The sequence below is a fragment of the Vibrio sp. 2134-1 genome, assembly GCF_033339495.1.
Map to the genome: position 1 here is coordinate 106190 of NZ_JAWOUS010000003.1, position 20971 is coordinate 127160.

Below are 20971 nucleotides of genomic sequence, written 5' to 3' on the forward strand. Positions count from 1 at the left end.
TTATGACAATTCACGTAAAAAACAACATCCACTGGGTAGGTCAACGCGATTGGGAAGTTCAAGACTTCCACGGTACAGAATACAAAATGACAAAAGGTACCAGCTACAACAGTTATCTAATTCGTGAAGAGAAAACCGTATTGATTGATACGGTCGATCATCGATTCAGTCAACAATTCATCCAAAATTTAGAGATGGAAATCGACCTTAAGTCTATCGACTTTATCGTGGTAAACCATGCAGAAGAAGATCACTCAGGTGCATTGTCGGCATTGATGGAGAAAATTCCGAACACACCAATTTACTGTACAGAAGCGGCGATTGATTCGATTGTGGGTCATCACCACCATCCTGAGTGGAACTTCAAAACCGTAAAAACGGGCGACAGTATCGATATTGGTAACGGTAAGCAATTAGTCTTCGTGGAAGCACCGATGCTGCATTGGCCAGACAGCATGATGACTTACCTAACGGGCGATGCAGTGTTATTCAGCAATGACGCATTTGGTCAGCACTATTGCGATGAACGTCTGTTCAATGATGAAGTGGATCAAAATGAGTTGATGGAACAGTGTTTGCGTTACTACTCAAACATCCTAACGCCATTCAGCAGCTTGGTAACCGCTAAAATCAAAGAAGTGCTGAGCTTTAATTTGCCTGTCGATATGATCGCAACGTCACACGGTATTGTATGGCGCGATAATCCAGTTCAAATCATCGAGCAATACTTAGCATGGGCAGACAATTATCAAGAAGATCGCATTACGATTTTCTACGATTCTATGTCAAACAACACCCGAATGATGGCCGATGCAATCGCGCAAGGCATTCACGATGTCGATCCTCGCGTGGCGGTCAAAGTCTTTAATGTCTCTAAGCATGATAAGAATGAAATTCTCGCCAACGTATTCCGCTCAAAAGGCATCTTGGTTGGCTCGTCTACCATGAATAACGTCATGATGCCGAAGATCGCAGGCATGCTAGAAGAAATTACTGGTTTGCGCTTTAAAGCGAAGAAGGCCGCTGCATTCGGTAGCTACGGTTGGAATGGTGGCGCGGTGGATCGTATCCATGCTCGATTGACTGACGCAGGTTTTGAAACCGCAGTGAGCTTGAAAACCAAATGGCGACCAGATGGTAAAGCGATGCGTGAATGTCGCGAACATGGTCAGAACATCGCAAAATTGTGGGCAAAGCATGACCTGACAAGTCCTGTTATTTCTCCTGCGATTACTGCATCTGTACCACAAGTTCAATCACAACCCGTTGCGCCAGTGACAACACAAGCGGTAGTAGATGCTGCTCCTAGCAACCCAAGTACTGAGGCGCATCCCGCAGATTGTCAATGCATGGTTTGTACGGTTTGTAATTGGGTATACGACCCAGCTAAAGGCGAGCCTAATCAAGGCGTTGAACCGGGTACTGCATGGTCTGAAGTGCCAGATTACTTCTTGTGCCCAGAATGTCACTTGGGTAAAGACGTTTTCGTTGAATACAACGGTTAGGAGGGAATATGCAAGCACCTATTGTGATTATTGGTAGCGGCTTTGCGGCTTACCAATTGGTGAAAACAGTGCGTCGAATGGACGCACATATTCCGCTGCAAGTGTTTACTGCTGATGATGGCGCGGAATACAACAAGCCCGATTTGAGTCATGTATTCAGTAACAAGCAAACTGCCCGAGACTTGGTAGTTAAAAGTGGTGAGGCGTTTGCACAGGAACACAACATCGAACTGTTCGCCCATACCAAGGTTGAGCATGTCGACGTGCAAGCTCAGCAAGTGGTCGCCAACGGCCAAACCTATCCTTATTCCAAACTGGTGTTTGCGACAGGCGCGAAAGCCTTTGTGCCGCCAATATCTGGTGGTGCAGCACCTGAGGTGATAACGCTGAACTCGCTACAAGAATATCAATTTGCGGAAGAGCAAATTAGCCGCGCGGAACGAATTCTAGTAATGGGTGGTGGTTTGATCGGCGTCGAGATCGCCATGGATCTCGCAACCAGTGGTAAAGCCGTTACGGTGGTTGAGCCAAATCCCCGTTTGCTCGCTAACTTGATTCCTGAATTTGTTGCATTGCCGCTGGAGAATCAACTTAAGCAGCAAGGTATTCAACTTGCCTTAGAGACTGGAGTTGTCGCGATCAATCACTCGGATGATTCGCTGGTGGCAAGCTTGAGCAAAGGTAAGGAAATCGAAGCCGATGTAGTGATTTCAGCGGCGGGTTTACGTGCAAACACTTGGTTAGCGAAGGCTTGTGGGTTGAGTGTCAATAAAGGCATCGAGGTGGATGCCCGATTACAGACATCAGCAGCCAATGTGTTCGCTTTAGGCGATTGTGCTGAAATCCAAGGTCGAATGATGCCTTATCTCCAACCGATCGTGCTAAGTGCCAATGCTTTGGGCAAACAGCTACTAGGGCAAGAAGCTGAGTTGAAACTACCGCCTATGATGGTAAAGGTCAAAACACCGAGTTATCCAATTCAATTGGCAGGCGATTTTAGTTCGGTGACGAATTGGAGCGTGCAGATTTCTCAAACTGGCATTGCCGCGAAAGCAGAAGATGAAAATAGCCGACTCATGGGCTTCGTCGTGACGGGAGAACAAGTTACGCAAGCATTTCCATTGCTTCGAGAGTTGTCTCAAGCCGCTCAGGCTTAACCGATTTAAACGAAAAGAATTGTAATTAGAGAGGGTATTATTATGTCGCATCTACGAATTCCTAAAGACTGGACTGTTCAACGTTCAACGCCTTTCTTCACTAAAGACAATGTGCCACCAGCGCTACTGACTCATCACAATACTGCTGAGGGTGTGTTTGGGCAGTTGTGCGTCATGGAAGGGCAAGTGACTTACTACGGCTTTGCTGATGAAAATGCCACAGAAGCAGAAGTAGTGGTGGTGATTAATGCAGGCCAGTTTGCTACCAGCCCACCGCAGTACTGGCACCGTATTGAGATGAGCGATGATGCTCAGTTCAACATCAATTTCTGGTCGAACAAGGACAAGAGTGGGCAAGTGATGTTCCATGCTAAGCAGTAGTAAACCTTTGTAAGTGCTTTGACTGTTACGCTAATCGTCAAGTAAAGGGGTGTAGAAGGCGCAATAAACGGACTGAAATACTGGATCATCGAGACCGTGGAAAGAGAAATCACGAGTAATGATTTCAATTCTTTAGTAGCATGTTACGAAACATTTCAGTCAGGTGAACTAAGGGAAGCGTGCAATGGAAAAACAACGAGTAGCATTTATTGGTCTGGGTGTGATGGGATACCCAATGGCTGGTTACCTAAGTAAAGCGGGCTTTGAAACCAAAGTATACAACCGCACAAAAGCGAAAGCCGACAAATGGGCTGAAGAATACCAAGGCGTAGCTTGTGAAACACCGCGTGAAGCGGCAGAAGGCTGTGACATCGTTTTTACCTGTGTGGGTAATGATGATGACGTTCGTAGCGTTGTTTACGGTGAAGAGGGCATTCTGGTCGGCTTGAAAGCGGATGCAGTGCTAGTGGACCACACGACCACTTCTGCAGACCTAGCGGTTGAGCTGGCTGAAGCGTGTGCTAAGTATGGTAATCACTTCATTGATGCGCCAGTTTCTGGTGGTCAAGCAGGCGCAGAAAATGGTGTTCTAACCATCATGTGTGGTGGTGAACAAAGCATTTTTGACCGTGTGTCTCCGGCGATGGATGTGTACGCGAAGCAGATGACGCTACTGGGTGAAAACGGTCAGGGTCAACGCTGTAAGATGGTAAACCAAATCTGTATTGGTGGCGTTTTACAAGGGCTGAGTGAAGCTTTGTTGCTGGCACAAAAATCAGGCTTGGACATCGCTCAAGTTGTAGAGACGCTTAAGCATGGCGCTGCAGGTTCTTGGCAGATGGAAAACCGCGCAAATACGATGGCTGAAGACAAGTTCGATTTTGGCTTCGCTATTGATTGGATGCGCAAAGACTTAGGTTTCTGTCTGCAAGAAGCTGAGCGAGTGGGTCTAGAACTTCCACTGACTAAGAAAGTGGATGAGCAATACGCAGACCTTCAACGTGATGGTTTAGGTCGCATGGATACATCAGTACTGATCAAAGCGGTAGCTAAAAATCAGTAGTTGATGAATCAGTAATAGATAAACAGTTCTTTGGTATCAAAGAGCTTAAAGAAATCTAAGTTAATCATAATGAACCTCCTTGAGCATGGTTTATGACTTTTGATTAAGGATTAGTGATTTGAAATCAGGAGGTGCTGTAGAGCACCTCCTTTTTTTCGTCTTTAAATCACACAGTGTAATGATTGCAGCGTTCGCTTACTGGTTTAAGCCTAGTGCAATTTCAAGACCTTTGCCGTACGCTTCGTCCGCTTGGTATGCGTGTTGAACGTGGCGCTGTTGGATGAACTCTGGTACACCGTCCATTGCGCGAGCTGTGTTATCGAGCAGAGTTTGACGTTGCTCTTCGCTCATCAGACGGAATAGGTCACCCGCTTGGCTGAAGTAGTCTTCGTCTACACGATGATCGTAGTGATCAGCGTTGCCATTGATGCGTAGAGGTGGCTCAGAGTAATCTGGTTGCTCTGCCCATTCTTGTTTGTAGTTTGGCTCGTAACCCAGTGTTGAACCAAAGTTGCCATCAACGCGCATTGCGCCATCGCGGTGGTAGCTGTGAACAGGGCAACGAGGTGCGTTCACTGGGATTTGATGGTGGTTCACACCTAGACGGTAACGCTGAGCATCGCCGTAAGCGAACAGACGACCTTGTAGCATTTTATCTGGAGAGAAGCCGATACCAGGTACTACTGCAGCTGGGTTGAACGCTGATTGCTCAACTTCTGCGTAGAAGTTTTCTGGGTTACGGTTCAGTTTGAACTCACCAACTGGGATCAGTGGGTAATCTTTTTGAGACCATACACGTGTTAGGTCGAATGGGTTGAAGTTGACTTCATCCGCTTCTAGCTCAGGCATGATCTGTACGTACATCTTCCATTTAGGGAAGTCTTGGCGCTCAATCGCTTCGTAAAGGTCACGGTGATGGCTTTCGCGGTCTTTACCTACGATCGCTTCTGCTTCTTGGTCAGTCAGGTTCTTGATGCCTTGCTGAGTTTTGAAGTGGAATTTCACCCAGTAACGCTCGTTTTCTGCGTTGATGAAGCTGAATGTGTGGCTACCAAAACCATGCATATGACGGTAAGACGCTGGGATACCACGGTCACTCATTACGATAGTCACTTGGTGGAATGCTTCTGGTAGTGATGTCCAGAAATCCCAGTTGTTGGTAGAGCTACGCATGTTAGTGCGAGGGTCGCGTTTTACTGCGTGGTTTAGGTCTGGGAATTTTAGTGGGTCACGTAGGAAGAATACTGGTGTGTTGTTACCAACCAAGTCCCAGTTACCTTCTTCAGTGTAGAATTTTAGTGCGAAACCACGGATGTCGCGTTCTGCGTCTGCTGCACCGCGCTCACCAGCTACAGTAGTGAAGCGAGCGAATAGTTCTGTTTTTTTGCCGATGTCAGAGAAGATCTTAGCGCGAGTGTATTTTGTGATGTCGTGCGTTACTGTGAACGTACCGTAAGCACCAGAACCTTTTGCGTGCATACGACGCTCAGGGATCACTTCGCGGTCAAAGTGTGCCAATTTTTCAAGGAACCAAACGTCTTGTAATAGTTGAGGGCCACGAGGACCTGCAGTCATAACGTTTTGGTTATGTGCGACAGGGCAGCCTGCTGCTGTAGTCAATTTCTTGTTTGTCATTTTTCTTCCCCCTCCAGGGTTCAATACCTTAGAAACTGTAGAGGAGGTTATTACGGAAAAGCTGGGGGAGAAAACTGATATTGCTTATCAATTCAATAGATGGTGACTATGGTCGAAACTATATTAGAATCAGAAATTTACTACATTAGCTTGATTGACATAACAATCGGCGTTCTCGAAAGCGATTGACTGGGGGGAGCGCTATCCAGTTAGCGTGTCTGCGATGCTAGTAATATCGCCCCTTAAATGAAGTTTTACGTGTCATCAAAGGGGCGAAAGGGGGGAAGTAATTAAGAGTACTTCACTTCAAGTTGTTCAGCTTTTGCAAATGCTGGGTGTGTCGCGAGCTGTTTCCCATAACGTTCAATATTAGGGAAGTGATTAACTAAACCAAACTTTTGAACCAATTCGACAATGAAAGACATCATGATGTCAGCGCCAGTCAGACGCTCTTCTACTAGGTAAGTTTTGCCTTCTAAGGATTGCTCGAAGTAGCCTAGTACATTCATTGCTTCCTTGTCGGCATAGCCTGATAAAAACTGAGTTTCATTTGGCTCTTTGCTTACGAAGATTTTTAGCAGCATAGGTAAAATTGCAGAGCTTTCTGCAAAGTGCATCCATTGCAAATATTCTGTGTGTGCTTTTGTACCACGCTCAGGAGCAAAGGCTCCGTCACTGTATTTCTCAATCAAATATTCGGTCATTGCACCTGACTCAATGATAATCTCGCCGTTATCTTCAAGAACAGGTGACTTTCCTAATGGGTGAACACTTTTTAGTTCTGGCGGTGCCATGAAGGTCACGGAATCACGGACATAGGGTACAATCTCGTAATTTACATCTAGCTCTTCAAGTAACCAAATGATGCGCTTTGAACGAGACTGATCGAGGTGGTGAAGTTTAATCATTTACATATCCCTTTTTATAATGGGTCGTTAATCTGTACTACAAGCTTGCCGAAATTCTTACCTTCCAACAGACCGATGAATGCTTCTGGCGCATTATCCAGTCCTTGTACTAGATGTTCGCGGTATTGGATCTTTCCTTCTGCCAACCATTGATTAATATCTTGCGCAAATTCACCGTAACGATGTCCGTAATCATCAAAAATGATGAAGCCTTGCACCTTGATTCGTTTGGTCAGGAGCTTACCCATTAGTAATGGAAGGTGGTCGGTACCTTCAGGCAGCTCTGTCGCGTTGTACTGAGAAATCAAACCACAAAGTGGGATACGCGCATTTGTATTCAGAAGTGGCATTACAGCCTCGAATACTTTGCCACCTACGTTTTCGAAGTAAACATCGATACCTTTGTCACAGGCATTTTTCAGTTGTTCTGCAAAGTCTTCAGCTTTGTGATCAATACACTCATCGAAACCAAGCACCTCTTTAGCGTAACGGCACTTTTCTTCTCCGCCTGCTATACCAACAACTCGGCAACCTTTGATTTTACCAATTTGACCAACTGTTGCGCCTACAGGCCCCGTAGCAGCTGCTACCACGATGGTTTCCCCTGGTTTTGGCTGACCAATGTCGAGTAAACCCATGTACGCGGTAAATCCTGGCATACCTGCAACGCCTAGCGCGTAAGAAGGATTTTTCGGTTCTTTACCAAGTTTAATGACCATCTCACCAGTTGAGATAGCGTAGTCTTGCCAGCCAACAGTGTAGGCAAGAACCCATTCACCTGCTTCGTAATCTGGGTGGTTTGATGCTTCTACCTGACAAACTGTACCACCGACCATTACGTCATCAATTGCAACAGGGTCAGCGTATGATTCGGCATCACTCATGCGACCACGCATGTATGGATCTAGAGATAAATAAACCGTTCTCAATAGCATTTCACCCTCTTTCGGAGTCGGTTTCGTTACCTCTTCTAAACGAAAGTTTTCTTGTGTCGGTGCACCATGGGGACGTGACGCGAGTACTATTCTGCGATTTGTTGCGTTAGTCATATCTATCTCACTTGTTGATTAGACCGGTCGTCTAGTATTTGTTTCAAAATATCCCGCTTATGTAAAGCGGGAAGGTTTACTGTGTTAACACTGACGCTTTTTCTGACAGTGAAACGTGTGTAGGGTGTTCATTCTGCTTCCACGCCGCCCGTTATGGGCAAGTGCGCGTATTCTGCAGTAAGTGTTGAGTATAGGTCAGACTTTGCGTCAATGCTGCCTGATCTTGATAAAGTTTGTTCAGCAAGCTAGCGCCATTCCAAAGGTAGTATATCTGCCTTGCTAATAACGCACTGTCACCATTGGGGATTGAGCCATCTTGAATGCCGATGTCAATGCAATCCGCTATCGCTTGAATGGTTTTGTCTGCTCCTTGGCGTAATGCCAAGCGCATTGACTCAGAGAGATCGGAGACTTCTGCACTTAACTTAACCAATAAACATTTGTTCGCATTACACACGTCGTCTTCTACTTTAACCATTTCTTCGAAATAGCTCATTAGGCGTTGGTAGCCACTCAGTTCAGTATTGGTAAAGCGTGCGTTTAAACGCTCAAAATACTTAGTAAAGTAGTCTTGAATCATCGCTTCACCAAATTGTTCTTTGGATTTGAAGTAATGATAAAACGAGCCTTTTGGCACTGCGGCCTTTTTTAATAGCTCTGAAAGACCAACACTCGTGAACCCTCGGTTTACGATCAACTCGTATCCGACGTCGAGAATATGTTGGCGTGTGTCATTCGTCTTTGCGTTCATGAAGTTTACTATAGAATGAATTAGACCAGTCGTCTAGTATTTGTTGTGTGTTATTTAATCAGCTCATACTCAATAACAAAGAGCGTGTCGGTATTTGGGTAGATTTCTCGAATTAACTGCTTGAGTTTTGGTAGTTCGATGGCTTCTTGTTCTGCATGAAACTCATTAATATCTTCAAAGTGAAGTGGTTCTACAGAACGTATCTTGATATCGCAGACTTTACGATCCGTTTCTAAGGTAAAAACTTCGACTTCTGTATTGGGAACGTAATGGCTTTCTGATTCATCTCGAATCGTTATCGTCTTTTTGCCTGACGTGATCAACGGAGTTAAGAATTCAAAAAAAGTAATCTTGGTTGGATGAGATGGCATGATGTACTCGTTAGTCTGGTTGTTTGGCGTAATTATATACCCAAATCCCTCAGAGATTCCTGTATTACTAGAACGATCGAGCGCGGATGAAGCGAATTAACTTGGCACTAAAGTAACCTGAGATAACACCTATCCAGTTGGTGCTGAGATCATCAAAACTAAATGATCGATTTGGAATAAAAAGTTGGCTTATTTCTTCCATTGAAACGATAGCCAACAGCAGTAGCAAAAGACGAATCCCAAAAATGTCGGTTTTATTCGAGCTCACCAGAGAAGGGAACGTGAAAACCGATAAAAAGCCGATCAATAAACTGAAAGTAAAGTGAAGCGTACTCGATCCGCCTAAGTAGGTTTCCATTTGCAGGTAAGCAGTATGGTGTAGGTCAGAGCTTTTCCACAAAGAGAGTGAAGCGGTTAGCATCAGGACTAAAAAAAAACTCGTGCGTGCCAGTATTAAAGCCATAATTAACCTATTGGAAAGAAGCCTAAGTAACGTTTTACAAAGTACAGTGCAGCTAAATTCTGGATAGCCATGCCAATTGCCATTGCCCACGCTGCACCAATCACCCCAAACATTTGGCAAAGCGTAACAAGTAGGCAGATGGACACCGTACCGGAGGAAATTGTAATGTATTTCATGGTTCTCTCATGACCGCTCATTAATAATAAAAACCCTACTGAACCAGTCGCAACATTGACTAACTGCCCCAGAGAAAGGACGACTAATAGTGGCGCCGCGGCGAGAAACTCCTCACCAAAAAACTGCATTACAAACTCGGGGAAGAGGGTGCAAATAATTACGGGTACAATCGCTAAACCAACATTGGCTCGGCACGCCAAGCGGCTCAGATTCTGCAGTTTGAGCATTTGACGCTCTTTGTAGAGAGAGGCAAACATCGGGGCGACCACAAAGTTAATGGTAATCAGCACAAAGCCAATCAGTAGTGATGTGCGTTGGGCTGCGGCTAACAAACCGATTTCCGCTGTTGAGATAAAAAAGCCCGCAATAACAAGGCTTCCCCATTGAAGAACATTCGTGAAGATACTGCCAACCCAGACTTGCTTGGCAGAAGAGACCATTTTTTTGTTTGGTACGAAAGCCGATGTTTGATATTGATCTGAGCCAAGCCAATTGGCACTAGATATGACCGCGACACCTATGCTCGCTAAAAGCAGTGCGGTCATTAGATTGTTGATATTTTGCTGACCGATATAGTCTAGGGCAAAGACAAAAATGACCATCAACATGCTTACCCCAAGCTGCAACGCAAACAGAGATGATACGACTTTTCTACATGCTTGAAGCACCCGACTGTTGGTTTGCGCAAGCACCAAGAAAGGTATGCAAAACAAGCATAAAATAATCGCATACATTGGTGATTGAGTCTGGTTTAGCTGCTCTGGAAACAGATTAAACCCTGCCAACAAAACGCCTATGGCGAGCAAGCAAAATGCCATACTTCGATAAAGTGCGGTTTTATAGTTTTGGCTTTGTTCAAGCTTCTCTTTGTTATTAAAAGCGATCGCATTGTAACGAACTAACGAGACATCAAAACCTAGCTGAGAAACGATGGCGAGTAGCGAGACTAGGTTGAATAAAAAGAAAAATTGACCGGCCGTCGAAGCGTCACTGGTTTTCGATACAATCAGAGTCAGTAAAAAAGCAAATAGCGCACTCAACACACGCGTGATTGCGGTTTTTAATCCAGTAGATAACAAGCTTTTTTTACCGCTGGGCATCAACAGTAATTTTTGTTGAACAGTGTGAAACATAGGGGCATTTAACCGTAAAGTTTATTGAGTGCGAGGCGCTGTTTTTCTTCACTGAAGGCATCGTTTAATTCTGCTGTATATTGGCGAAAATCGATCTCTTCATAATGATTGACACAATGCGCGATCTGCTTGGCCATTTCTTCAGGTGTGAGCGCTAAAAACGGGTAGTTGAGATCTTTGGTTGCGCCGATGGTCCGAATAACCATAGGAAGATGTAACTTGGATGCTTCTAGAATGGTTAACGGCATCCCTTCCCATGCTGCAGTATGTAGATAAAGGTCTGAACCCTTGAGCTTTTCAACTACCTCATCGCGAGGCAGCATGCCCGTTACATCCACATTTTCAGTGCGTAATTTCTGTTCGAGTACGTGGTCACCGCCACCTATCCATGTGATCTCTATCGGGCGGTTAAGCGCATACCGATTAAGGAACTGCAATGTGCTGATAAGAAACTGAGGATCTTTTTGGGGCGCGACACGACCAAGTACAACGAGCTTCAGCGCTTCTTGCTTGTTTCGCTCTATACGATCTTCACTTTGATAAGACACGTAGTTGTTGAGCAGTTCGGCACGTTTCGCACCAATGCTAATGGCTAGGTCACACTCTCGTTGGCTACAGCCTGCAACCACATCAATTTTGCTCAGTTTTACTTTCTCTAGTGCTTTATAGATCTGGCGTGCAAGCTCTGAGATATCTTCACGTTCGAAGGCATAACAGTGCGGTGTGTAAACCAAGCGTGCCTTGCCAAGCTTTAGAAATCGGCCGAGAAATCCTGCTTTACTCGAGTGCAAATGCACGACGTCGGGACCAAGTGATGCAATCATGTGGTTTGCATCGCGAATAAATTGAAGCAAGCCGCCTTCTACCCACTTTGTCTGTACGAAAATGTGGTGGTTGTTCTCATTGGTTAAGTCGTTTTCTCGGGCTCTGGCTAGCAAGAAATGCTGATAAGGCTCGTCTCTGGATGAGTGAACATAACTATAGAGGGCGGTTTGAACGCCACCTCCAAACGCTTCTGTAACATGGAGTACTTTCTTCATGATGATTTTGTCCCTGTTGTTTGCATCCATTTGTGTTTAAAAGCATCACGCTCTTGCTCTGAATAAACGTGGCGATACAAGGGAAGATCGTACATATAGAACAGTTTTGAGAAGTCGTAGTGATTCTTAAAGTGTTGGTGAATATTGGAGTACCACTTGTTTTTCGCTTCGTTGCTGTTTTTCAGCACGAAGTCTTGCAACTCAAGAAACTCACCGATTTCTTTATCAAGAGAACTGAGCTGTTCGCATTTGATTAGCATGACGTTGGCCTGATCGTTCTGGAATGTGAAGAAAGGTTGAGTGTTGTCCAGCTCTTGGCGCATCACATCGATATTGAAATTACGCTTTAACTCGTTGTCGAACCAGTCCGCAAAATAGTTGAGATTGATATAGTTATCAAAACAATGCTCGAGGTGCTGATACGTGACTTCCATATCTCGGTGAATTGCATCGTTCTTTTTGCCTTCGATAAATTGCAAATGGAGATCTTGAAAGAAGCGAGAAAAGACAGTTGCGATTGGATCGCGGACCAGCGTAACGATTTTAATCTGTTCTCGTTTTTGTAAGATACGTTTTCGCTGCTTGAGCACTAAGCGATAGAGTGCGCGGTTTCGGAAGTCGAAGAATTTACTCACGTCTTTTTTATTGTGATACATGTGAAATTCTTCGTGATCATCAAAGGTGTGGATGTGATAGCTCGGGATGTTTTTCTCCCCTAGTGTGTGCTCAATTGATGAGGAGCCAACTTTGCCCATTTGGTAAACTAAAACAAAATTATCAGCTTGGAGTTCTCGGTTCTTTTCAAATTGTCGAGAGATTGAATACTTCATCTATCCTATCCTTGATTATTCATATTCGTGGTGATGGTTTACCGGAAAAGTATGAGCAATGGCCCTTGAGTCGTTGCTCATGCTGATCATGACGGGTAATAAGAGTATTAAAATTATGGTGGTGTTTACCGCAACGAAAAACACCATGATGAGGGCGTATATCGCAAGTAATAGGCTTTTTCTGTTTTCATTAAGACTACGGAAGCAAAAGCGAATAAAAAGAAAATAACCACCAAACAGCAGACCGATACCAAGCAATCCGTATTCAATGGCGGTATCTAACACAAAGTTGTGGGTGTAGATCGCCAGCTCATCATAATTAAAGTAACTGATCATAAAGTTGGGTAACATTTTCGCGCCGACACCTAACACCGGGTGTTGAAGTAAAATATCTAGCCCATTGGCAAGTAAAAGTTTTCTATGAAGATTCGATACCCAGCGCGCTTCACTTTGGTTGGCAAATAAGACGTCTTCTTGGGTTATTTCCAATGTGTCTGCTAGCGTTTCAAACCCAACGTAGAGTGTGGTTGTGACGGCAGTAAACACAATGAAGCTTAAGGCTAATAAAATCGTCCACGTGTACGTTTCGCTGAGCGATTTTCTCATTAAGTTTTTTACGAGCAGTTGGTCAAAGAAGAAAAGCAGACAAAAACCAAGTAGCGCTTTTCTTTCTTGTGACAACACCAGTAATACTAAAGCTACGAGCATCAAAAGGTGGAAAGCGCGAATTTTATTTCGATAAAGGTACAGTAGTGAGCACAGTACACCGAACCCGTATTTACTTACCCCGAGTAACTTAAACCCACTTTGATAGCCCTGAGCAAAGTGCCATAAGGCAACGAGCGAACAGATGAAAAACAACAGATACGTGAAATAAACCATTACCCGTTCGTCATCAAACACGCCATAGGCGTACATTAGGCTCAGTAGGCACAAAATCGCTAACCATTGCACAGTTTCTATAACTAGCGGCATTAAAGGGACGCGATTTAGCAGACCATTTATGAACACATACCCAGTGAACAATACGAGGAATCCCATACAGGGATGCATGAGTTTTTCAGCTTTTCCTTCCAATACCACTAATGCAGTAAAACCAATAGACAAAAGGCTTGCGATGTCAGATGGGGCTAGCGCTATTCCTCCAGCACGAAACTTCATAGGAATAAAGAACAATGCTAATAGGCATGCTGCAAGCAATGAGGCGCGATGGCTCGATGGCGCGGAACTATTTGTTGGCGCAAAGCTGCTGGTAGATTCCATAGTAACCTTCACGAAATTTATCGATGGTGTAGAGAGAGGCCCTATTGACGGAGTATTGACTTGCAGCGTCGTACCGCTCAACACTTTCACACAGCTGGAGAACTTTTTGGCTCAGTTCAGTGGCGTTACCAACTTGAAATAAATATTCGGCACGTCCGGTGACGTCATCCAAACCAGGTACGTCCGACGATAGTACGGGTAAGCCTGCTGCCATCGCCTCAACCGCCGCCAAACCAAAGCCTTCGACGTGCGACGATTGCACGTAAATATCCATGTCGTTCAAAAAGGCTGGAACGTCAGAAACTACGCCATGAAAGTGAACACGTTGCGCGACGTTGATTTTTGTTGCCAATGCTTGCAGTGACGATTTTTTTTCTCCATCTCCCGCAAGGTGGAGTTCGTATCGTCTTGGTAAATGGATAAGTGCTTGGATAAGCGTTTCATGATCTTTATGTTGGTGAAGTCGGCCCACCATTCCAATCTTGATAACTGGTTTGTCGATTAGGTGGCTGGCGCATCTTGGCGTCATAGAAAACCTTTTTAAATCAACGCCATTGTGCACCACGTGATATTTGTGTTGGTAGCGAGGCATGAACTTCACCAGTTCATCTTGTACTTTTTCACTAATACTGACCGTCAAGTCGTGGCCCCAATACAAGACGTATTCCATGAACTTAAACAGCGGATAGTCACGTCGACGGTTATAAGAACAGTGCTCAGTCTGGATTCGTTTTTTACCTACCGCCAATAGCGCTAGGTAAATGGAAGGGTAGAGGTGCCCGTGAACGACATCCGGCCAACGCAGCAAAGAGAATTTCTCACTCAATGACAATGTGCGCCAGTTAAAACACTCTATACTTTGGGCGGATAGCATTGGTAAATAATCATTTTCATCACATAAGACCAAAATTTTGATTTCGTATTCAGGCTTATGTTCTAAAACAAGATCGACTAAGAACTTCTGAGCACCGCCGTTCTGAGAAAGATCATTAATAATATGTAGAATCTTGGTTTTCATGATTAATTGGTCAGATATTGCTGTTTAAGGTCGGTGATTTCTGCATTTGAGAAAAAGTGCTTCGTCAATTTAGAATTCAGCATTTCTTCAACGTACTCGGGTGTAGGTTGAAATTGCGTTTTGAATTCTTTCATTAGTGGCGAGTACCATTTGTTGTCTGATTGATTTTCATAAACAACATCCACGGGGTAACCTAAAAAGTCTTCAACTGCGGAGTTAGCCTTCGTTAGCTTGTCACTTCGAATCACCAACAGTGAGAAGTTATTGTTATGGTATGTTTGATAGCCTACTTCGTGATTAAAAGACTCGTTAAACACATCAATCCCTGTTAGTTGTTTGATCTCGTTGTCAAACCACTGCAGCGCATATTGATGATTCATGTGCTTATCAAATGCTTCTTGGAGTAATTGCGGTCGTTCGGTACGTATTGCGCTGTCATCCTTTAGATATTTGTCCGCCATCCAAAAAGGAAGTGCTTGAAAGAACATTGAGACATTTCGTCCGATCGGTTCACGCACCAGCGAGATAATTCGAACTTTTTTCTTGCGCTTTAACATATGGCTCATCGTTATACGCTTTAGTCGTCGCTTTAACGCATTGATCTGAGGCTTATGCAATTGCGCTCTAACGGGGGATATTTGTTTTTGCGCATCGACGGTCATAAGGTCGTGCAAGTGAATCGAGTTAGGAATGGAATGCTCTAATGCACTCGAACCTACTTTGCCCATTTGATAGATCAATACCGGCTGTTCTTGGCTTTTCAACGTTTGGTACCAAGATAGGTTTACGTTAGTAGGCGTATTTCTGGACATAAAGCGTCTCTCCTTCCTTGGCCTTGGCTTGTGTGATTAAGACGCCAAGAGATGGAACTGAGTGTTGTATTTGTTTAGATAACGCAAGGTTAACCAGTGATGATTTTGTTGATTCTGAGCGAATGACGGTGATCAGACCATTGGCATACTGACCAAGAATAAGTGCGTCACTCACTGACAGTAGGGGTGGTGTATCGATAATGATCCGGTCATACTTATTTTGAAAATGTTCGAGCAACTTTTTAAAGCGATCAGAAGCCAGTAATTCCTGTGGGTTTGGCGGAATTAGGCCGGCCGGTAATACATCTAAGTTGGCTTCTTTTATATGTGTAACACAATCTTTGATTGGCGTATCCATCGTCAGGATATGCGTTAAGCCAGGGCTTGATTCAGCAATACCGAATCGCTTTGCGATGGAAGGTCGACGTAAATCGCAGTCGATGATCAACACCTTTTCCATTTTTGAAAACGACACCGCCATATTGATACTGGTCGATGTTTTTCCTTCTTCTGGAATAGCAGAGGTAAAGGGCAATATCTTTTGCTTCGTGTTGGTTAATCTGAGCAGAAGCGAGGTTCTGACGGAGCGGCAAGCTTCACTAAATAGCTTTTCTTCATCATCTAAATACGCGGTATAACTGACGCCGTTTTTACGCAAATTGCGTTTTTTGACCATAGGAATCACACCTAAACACGTAACACCAAGTTTTTCCTGCACATCGGCTGTGCTTCGGATAACTTCTCGCATCGTTTCTAAGATGATGACCAGAGCGCAAGCAATGGCAAAGCCAAAAAAGGTGGCAATCAGTACCAGTTTGATTCGTTGTGGTGCCACCGGGAATAGAGGAATGATGGCTTTATCAGTAAAGCGAGCAGTGACATTCTTGTAGTCGCTGGTGGCGTTGGTCTCTTTCTCACGATTTAAGAACGCTTCATAGAGTGCCTTATTGGATTCAACCTCGCGTTTTAACTGTTCGTAACGCGCTTTTTGTGACCCTAACGATTGGAAGTCTGACTTTTTGTTATCGAGTTCTGCTCGAAGCATGTCCTCTTGCGCTTTTGCAGCAAGAAGGTCTTGTTGCTTACTGAAGGAAATGTCCCGGATGAGTTGCTGGGTTCTTGATTGAATTTCAGCAAGCTGTGCTTTCGCCTGAATCATTCGATCATGCTTAGGTCCGTAGCGCTGTGCCAGTTCAGAGAGATTTTTGGCTGCCTGTGCTTCCGACAATTTTAGATCGCGGATTTGCGCTTGATTAGCGAATTCATCAATTGACAACAAGCTGTCTAAACTTTGCGAAGATTTACGTCGTAACAGTTGGATTAACGTCTGCGCTTCAATACGCTTATTAACAGCGATATTCAGCTTGCGAGTGAGTTCTTCTAGCTCATTTGCGTAAATTTCATCAATACCGTTTATATCGATCAACCCTTCTTTTAACAAGAATTCTTGCAGCGCTTGCTCCGAGTTACGTAATCGCTCCTCCAATTTTTGAGAGTTATTTGTCAACCAAGTAGCCGCATTTTGTGTAACGACCAATTTGGCTTCAAAATTTGCGTCAATGTAGGCTTGGCCGACCGCGTTGGCGATTGTCGTCGCAAGCTTAGGATCGATAGAACGAAAGCGAATTCTGACTAATTGGGTGTTACGTACTGGCTCAATATCGAGTTTACTTCTGAAAGCTTGAAGTGCCTGATAATAGGACTCTGAAAACTGGGCGGTTTCTTTTGGGCTTGGTGCCACATTCAGTAGGTCTTGAACAAAAGGAATCGACTTTATTTGGTCGATTTTTTTATTTAACCCCCCTGAGCTTGTGAATTCAGGTAATTGGGTAAGGTTCAGCTCTCTAATGACCTTATCTGCAATATGATTCGATTTTAAAATGGCGATTTGCGTTTGAAAGTACTCTTTTTTTGTCGTGTCGACGCCATATACTTCCTCGATTGAAAGGGCGCTTTTTTGCTCCTCTTGGATGAGTAGCGTAGCTGTAGCTTGGTATATCGATGCTTTGGAGTAGATATACCAAGTACAAGTTAATGAGAACAGAAGCGTGAATGCTGCGATGCTTAGCCAATTCTTTTTAATCGCTTTGAAGTGATGGCCAAAACGAATCAGTTCTACTTTGTTCATCTGGAGATTATTTGGATGAGTCCCGTTCATTTGATTCCCTGTCACTTAAAAGAAGCTCTGGTCAATAAATACAATGTCACCAGGTTCAACGTTGCGGTGCATACTGACCCCTTCCATCGTTTGACCCGTCTTATGCTTGGTGAGGTTAATGCCTTTGCGTGAGGCTCTGTCGGTCAAGCCACCTGCTAGAGCGATGGCCTTCTCTATGGTTAACCCTGGACGGTATTCAAATCCACCAGGTTTCCTGACTTCGCCATTAACGTAAAACAGACGAAAGTTATTGATGGTGACCATCACTTTTGGATTGATGAGATAATCGCCTTTTAAGCCCGTTTCTATTTCGTACTTGAGTTGTTTCGGTGTTTTTTTGATTGCTTTAATTCGGCCAAGGTAGGGGTAATCAAAGTAGCCATCTGACGTTATTAGAATACTTTTAATCGTAAGATCTTCTTCACCATAGACCTGCACGGAAATGGTATCGCCAGTATCGAGTAAGTAATCTTCCTCGTTTGAGTCAGCGTTGACCAAAGTGCTAAATAGCAACAACGCTACACTCATGAATTTGATGAATGCCTTCATTAATAATCCTTTTTACAGAGAAAACTGTGCGCTTAAAGTCCAAATGTTTTGTTCGAAGCTATAACCCGATCGGCTAGAGTTTTTATCTTGGTATTGCCAATCGGCTTGCAGCAGTATCCAACGTTTGATCTGATAATCGATACCAAAAGATAGAGTGTACCGATCGTCGTTTCTGGAGATTCCCGTGTAATCATCTTGTTGATAAACAGCACCTAAGCGAGTTGCAAGGTAACTATTCCAATCGTGCTTGAGGTTCAGTCGGTAACGAGTTTGTAGGTTGTAATCGCCATCTTGGTCGGGGTTAACCGCCGCTTGAGTGGTTTTCACGCTGACTAGAGTTTGTTCTTGAGGCAACCATTCAAAGCCGATATCCCAACTAAAGCCTTTAAATGTCTCTCGTTGAGCGCTGTCAAAATCTTTGATTTGATAACCGATTCGAGCGATGCCTTTGGTTTTTCCTGTGACTTCCCATTCGGCACCGGTGTAATAGAAACTGGTGTTGTTATCTTTCGATGGCTGCGCAGAATTTCGGTGCTGATACTCGGTTACGATTTGGTTTGTTCCGACTAACCAATAGGTTCTTGGCGTCGCTCTTAAATAGAACTCCAAATGTGCATTGGGAGCTCGAAAATCGTTGTATTTAGTTTTAGCGTTTGGGCGCCCAGGCAAGCCGTCACGATAGTTTTGATAGGTTTTATCACTATAGCCTAAACCGAATTCGAGTCTGCCTTTGGCACCGTTAGAGCCAAAGACATAATTGGTTTTTACATCGTTACGGTTGAACTCTATTGGTGAGTCGATTACGCTACCATTACCTTCGGTAATATCTTCTCCTCGAACTTCATGCTGGGCGCGAAAACGGTAATCAACCACTAAACGATGACGATGATTAAATTCGAAAAAGTTGGAAAACTGAAAAGTGTGGTCGTCGAAGTCGTTGCGATCGTCAGATGAAAAGCCCGCTTTTAACTTATATAAAATATCTGCGCGATAGCGATTCCGTTCTATACGTGCTAGTAAGCTTGGTTCTATACCCCAAATATTGACCGATTCTACATTGCCGGATTTTTCCGCTTTATTGATGTTGTCATCTCCCTCGTAGAAAGTTTTTACGAGGGGAATCAACTCTATACCAGACTCGGTTTGGTAAGCCATCGGTTCTGCGAGCAAGTCAGTAGAAAACAGACTCAATGCTATTGCCATTGTCAGTTTCTTCATAATCTTAACCTTAGTAAGCGTTAGCACCAGTGAAGCCTTTGAAAACGGTCATAAAGATGATTTTGATGTCCATCCAAACCGACCAGTGGTGGATGTAATCCAAATCAAACTCGACTCTCTTTTCCATTTTTTCTAAGGTGTCTGTTTCGCCGCGATAGCCATTAATTTGCGCCCAGCCAGTAATGCCTGGTTTTACTTTGTGACGTAGCATGTATCGGTCAACAATCTGGCGATACTCTTCATTGTGCGCCACGGCATGAGGGCGTGGACCAACAATAGACATGGTCCCTTGCAGGACATTGATAAATTGAGGCAGTTCGTCCAAAGAGGTGCGACGTAGAAATCCGCCAAAAGGCGTAATACGAGGATCGTTCTTTGTCGCCTGTTTCACGTTGGAACCTTGATCCATGGTTGTCATTGAACGGAACTTCCAGACTTCAATCTTGCGTCCATCAAGACCGTACCGATGTTGTTTAAAGATGACAGGGCCTTTAGACGTTGCCTTAATGACAATCGCAATGACGAATAGAATAGGGGCGATTAAGACCAAAATAATGCTCGAAAACAAGATGTCTTCAAACCGTTTTACCCAAGAAGAAATTCCAGCAAAAGGTGTATCAAAGACACTTAGTGTTTGAACTTGGCCGATCTGCGCCCAACGAGAATGTAAAAGGTTATAAGTGAAGAAGTCGGGAATCAGATACGTATTTGCGGTGGTATCTGAGAATTGGTTAAGAAGTGACGCAATGCGCTCTTTTGCGTGCATTGGCATCGCGATATAGACGTAATCTACTTCCCCTTTTTTAGCTCGCTCAAGGGCGTGGTCAACAGCTCCTTTAATAGGATAATCAGAATTTGGCAATCTGTCGGAAGATCGTTCGTCGTAAAAGCCATCAAAAAGCACGCCGTGTTCTGTGTGGTTTTGAATTTCGTTAGCTAGGGTAATGCCGTGAGGAGTTTGGCCGATGATGATTGCAGTGCGAGTGTTGAATCCTTTTTTTCTCAAATAGGCTAATCCGGTACGGAATGTTACTCGCCATGCCAAAAGCAGAGCGGGCGTAATCGCAAACCACAGCGCTAAAATTGTGTTATCAAATAAGGTATGGACTTCAGAAAAATACAGCACAACAAAGATAAGTGCAGAAGTCACCGCCCAAGCAACACAGACAATAAACATCTGCTCTTTAAACGAACTGGTTCGCCAAGAGCGATACAGATTGCCGCTTTCTGCCATAAATAGAAAGGAGATGCCTCCAACGAAAGCCAATATGACGTAATCTTTCCCCATCGCAGTATTCATGTCTTTGAACACTAAAAGCAGCATAAAAGAGACGATGACAGCAAGATCTGAGATGCGATATAAAAAAGCGAACTCCATCTCATGAGAGCGGATAAGTCCTTTTTGTTTCATGACTCAGTTTCCCTTCTGACACGCTACCGCCCTTGGGTGTCTTCCCCAATTGCCGTGTCGTGAACGTTATTAGTAGTTG

At 44.2% G+C, this 20971-nt stretch carries 20 protein-coding genes; 4 read left to right on the forward strand and 16 right to left on the reverse strand.

Translation table 11 applies throughout. The annotated features are described in order from the left end of the window. Positions 1-2 precede the first annotated feature (2 nt). The 4 genes from norV to R7R78_RS05110 all read left to right on the forward strand — a co-directional run bounded on the left by norV (position 3) and on the right by R7R78_RS05110 (position 4106). Positions 3-1505 carry an anaerobic nitric oxide reductase flavorubredoxin gene (gene norV, locus R7R78_RS05095; protein ID WP_225473210.1) on the forward strand — a complete coding sequence of 501 codons (1503 nt, stop codon included), beginning with the start codon at positions 3-5 and terminating at the stop codon, positions 1503-1505. Positions 1506-1513: 8 nt separating this feature from the next. Then, a complete protein-coding gene (gene norW, locus R7R78_RS05100; RefSeq protein ID WP_225473211.1) occupies positions 1514-2662 on the forward strand; it encodes an NADH:flavorubredoxin reductase NorW in 1149 nt (382 codons plus the stop codon). A gap of 42 nt (positions 2663-2704) precedes the next feature. After that, positions 2705-3043, forward strand: coding sequence for a DUF1971 domain-containing protein (locus R7R78_RS05105; protein ID WP_213971291.1), 339 nt, complete (start codon positions 2705-2707; stop codon positions 3041-3043). Between the two features lie 184 nt (positions 3044-3227). Then, entirely contained in the window at positions 3228-4106 is an 879-nt protein-coding gene (locus tag R7R78_RS05110) for an NAD(P)-dependent oxidoreductase (protein ID WP_005375233.1), read from the forward strand. 195 nt (positions 4107-4301) lie between these two features. On the opposite strand, the gene R7R78_RS05115 is transcribed toward R7R78_RS05110, so the two are convergent. The 16 genes from R7R78_RS05115 to R7R78_RS05190 form a co-directional block, all read right to left on the reverse strand. Continuing rightward, positions 4302-5741, reverse strand: a complete 1440-nt coding sequence (locus tag R7R78_RS05115; RefSeq protein WP_213971292.1) for a catalase — start codon at positions 5739-5741, stop codon at positions 4302-4304. A 290-nt stretch (positions 5742-6031) separates the two neighbouring features. Further along, positions 6032-6649, reverse strand: coding sequence for a glutathione S-transferase family protein (locus R7R78_RS05120; protein WP_213971293.1), 618 nt, complete (start codon positions 6647-6649; stop codon positions 6032-6034). 14 nt (positions 6650-6663) lie between these two features. Beyond that, positions 6664-7698: an NADP-dependent oxidoreductase gene (locus R7R78_RS05125; protein ID WP_170893371.1), complete on the reverse strand. Its 1035-nt coding sequence runs from the start codon at positions 7696-7698 to the stop codon at positions 6664-6666. Positions 7699-7849: 151 nt separating this feature from the next. Beyond that, positions 7850-8449 carry a TetR/AcrR family transcriptional regulator gene (locus R7R78_RS05130; protein WP_005385858.1) on the reverse strand — a complete coding sequence of 200 codons (600 nt, stop codon included), beginning with the start codon at positions 8447-8449 and terminating at the stop codon, positions 7850-7852. A gap of 50 nt (positions 8450-8499) precedes the next feature. After that, positions 8500-8820: a N(4)-acetylcytidine aminohydrolase gene (gene yqfB, locus R7R78_RS05135; protein ID WP_005385855.1), complete on the reverse strand. Its 321-nt coding sequence runs from the start codon at positions 8818-8820 to the stop codon at positions 8500-8502. A gap of 67 nt (positions 8821-8887) precedes the next feature. Further along, positions 8888-9283, reverse strand: coding sequence for a VanZ family protein (locus tag R7R78_RS05140; protein ID WP_225473212.1), 396 nt, complete (start codon positions 9281-9283; stop codon positions 8888-8890). A gap of 2 nt (positions 9284-9285) precedes the next feature. Continuing rightward, complete coding sequence (locus R7R78_RS05145) at positions 9286-10593, reverse strand: oligosaccharide flippase family protein (protein WP_225473213.1); 1308 nt, start codon at positions 10591-10593, stop codon at positions 9286-9288. 8 nt (positions 10594-10601) lie between these two features. After that, entirely contained in the window at positions 10602-11633 is a 1032-nt protein-coding gene (locus tag R7R78_RS05150; protein ID WP_017821257.1) for a glycosyltransferase family 4 protein, read from the reverse strand. Next, complete coding sequence (locus R7R78_RS05155) at positions 11630-12463, reverse strand: putative capsular polysaccharide synthesis family protein (protein WP_225473214.1); 834 nt, start codon at positions 12461-12463, stop codon at positions 11630-11632. Before R7R78_RS05155 ends, R7R78_RS05150 begins: the two co-directional genes overlap by 4 nt. Positions 12464-12478: 15 nt before the next feature. Next, the gene (locus R7R78_RS05160; protein ID WP_213964099.1) at positions 12479-13726 is read right to left on the reverse strand and encodes an O-antigen ligase family protein; all 1248 of its coding nucleotides are present in this window, start codon (positions 13724-13726) and stop codon (positions 12479-12481) included. Further along, the gene (locus tag R7R78_RS05165; protein WP_085569347.1) at positions 13692-14744 is read right to left on the reverse strand and encodes a glycosyltransferase; all 1053 of its coding nucleotides are present in this window, start codon (positions 14742-14744) and stop codon (positions 13692-13694) included. Before R7R78_RS05165 ends, R7R78_RS05160 begins: the two co-directional genes overlap by 35 nt. Before the next feature lie 2 nt (positions 14745-14746). Then, on the reverse strand, positions 14747-15556 hold the full coding sequence (locus R7R78_RS05170) for a putative capsular polysaccharide synthesis family protein (RefSeq protein ID WP_005375261.1): 810 nt from the start codon (positions 15554-15556) through the stop codon (positions 14747-14749). Next, entirely contained in the window at positions 15534-17714 is a 2181-nt protein-coding gene (locus R7R78_RS05175; protein ID WP_213885921.1) for a GumC family protein, read from the reverse strand. The genes R7R78_RS05170 and R7R78_RS05175 overlap by 23 nt, the downstream gene beginning before the upstream one ends. Positions 17715-17729: 15 nt before the next feature. After that, entirely contained in the window at positions 17730-18263 is a 534-nt protein-coding gene (locus R7R78_RS05180; protein ID WP_064354893.1) for a polysaccharide biosynthesis/export family protein, read from the reverse strand. Positions 18264-18275: 12 nt separating this feature from the next. Then, the gene (locus R7R78_RS05185) at positions 18276-19481 is read right to left on the reverse strand and encodes an outer membrane beta-barrel protein (RefSeq protein WP_225473215.1); all 1206 of its coding nucleotides are present in this window, start codon (positions 19479-19481) and stop codon (positions 18276-18278) included. Positions 19482-19491: 10 nt separating this feature from the next. Continuing rightward, positions 19492-20892, reverse strand: a complete 1401-nt coding sequence (locus tag R7R78_RS05190) for an undecaprenyl-phosphate glucose phosphotransferase (protein ID WP_104980111.1) — start codon at positions 20890-20892, stop codon at positions 19492-19494. Between the last annotated feature and the right edge of the window lie 79 nt (positions 20893-20971).

Excerpts from the sequence above, each read along its gene's own strand:
- norV (WP_225473210.1), top strand. The coding sequence starts at position 3 with ATGACAATTCACGTAAAAAACAACATCCACTGGGTAGGTCAACGCGAT.
- norW (WP_225473211.1), top strand. The coding sequence starts at position 1,514 with ATGCAAGCACCTATTGTGATTATTGGTAGCGGCTTTGCGGCTTACCAA.
- R7R78_RS05105 (WP_213971291.1), top strand. The coding sequence starts at position 2,705 with ATGTCGCATCTACGAATTCCTAAAGACTGGACTGTTCAACGTTCAACG.
- R7R78_RS05110 (WP_005375233.1), top strand. The coding sequence starts at position 3,228 with ATGGAAAAACAACGAGTAGCATTTATTGGTCTGGGTGTGATGGGATAC.
- R7R78_RS05115 (WP_213971292.1), bottom strand. The coding sequence starts at position 5,741 with ATGACAAACAAGAAATTGACTACAGCAGCAGGCTGCCCTGTCGCACAT.
- R7R78_RS05120 (WP_213971293.1), bottom strand. The coding sequence starts at position 6,649 with ATGATTAAACTTCACCACCTCGATCAGTCTCGTTCAAAGCGCATCATT.
- R7R78_RS05125 (WP_170893371.1), bottom strand. The coding sequence starts at position 7,698 with ATGACTAACGCAACAAATCGCAGAATAGTACTCGCGTCACGTCCCCAT.
- R7R78_RS05130 (WP_005385858.1), bottom strand. The coding sequence starts at position 8,449 with ATGAACGCAAAGACGAATGACACACGCCAACATATTCTCGACGTCGGA.
- yqfB (WP_005385855.1), bottom strand. The coding sequence starts at position 8,820 with ATGCCATCTCATCCAACCAAGATTACTTTTTTTGAATTCTTAACTCCG.
- R7R78_RS05140 (WP_225473212.1), bottom strand. The coding sequence starts at position 9,283 with ATGGCTTTAATACTGGCACGCACGAGTTTTTTTTTAGTCCTGATGCTA.
- R7R78_RS05145 (WP_225473213.1), bottom strand. The coding sequence starts at position 10,593 with ATGTTTCACACTGTTCAACAAAAATTACTGTTGATGCCCAGCGGTAAA.
- R7R78_RS05150 (WP_017821257.1), bottom strand. The coding sequence starts at position 11,633 with ATGAAGAAAGTACTCCATGTTACAGAAGCGTTTGGAGGTGGCGTTCAA.
- R7R78_RS05155 (WP_225473214.1), bottom strand. The coding sequence starts at position 12,463 with ATGAAGTATTCAATCTCTCGACAATTTGAAAAGAACCGAGAACTCCAA.
- R7R78_RS05160 (WP_213964099.1), bottom strand. The coding sequence starts at position 13,726 with ATGGAATCTACCAGCAGCTTTGCGCCAACAAATAGTTCCGCGCCATCG.
- R7R78_RS05165 (WP_085569347.1), bottom strand. The coding sequence starts at position 14,744 with ATGAAAACCAAGATTCTACATATTATTAATGATCTTTCTCAGAACGGC.
- R7R78_RS05170 (WP_005375261.1), bottom strand. The coding sequence starts at position 15,556 with ATGTCCAGAAATACGCCTACTAACGTAAACCTATCTTGGTACCAAACG.
- R7R78_RS05175 (WP_213885921.1), bottom strand. The coding sequence starts at position 17,714 with ATGAACGGGACTCATCCAAATAATCTCCAGATGAACAAAGTAGAACTG.
- R7R78_RS05180 (WP_064354893.1), bottom strand. The coding sequence starts at position 18,263 with ATGAAGGCATTCATCAAATTCATGAGTGTAGCGTTGTTGCTATTTAGC.
- R7R78_RS05185 (WP_225473215.1), bottom strand. The coding sequence starts at position 19,481 with ATGAAGAAACTGACAATGGCAATAGCATTGAGTCTGTTTTCTACTGAC.
- R7R78_RS05190 (WP_104980111.1), bottom strand. The coding sequence starts at position 20,892 with ATGAAACAAAAAGGACTTATCCGCTCTCATGAGATGGAGTTCGCTTTT.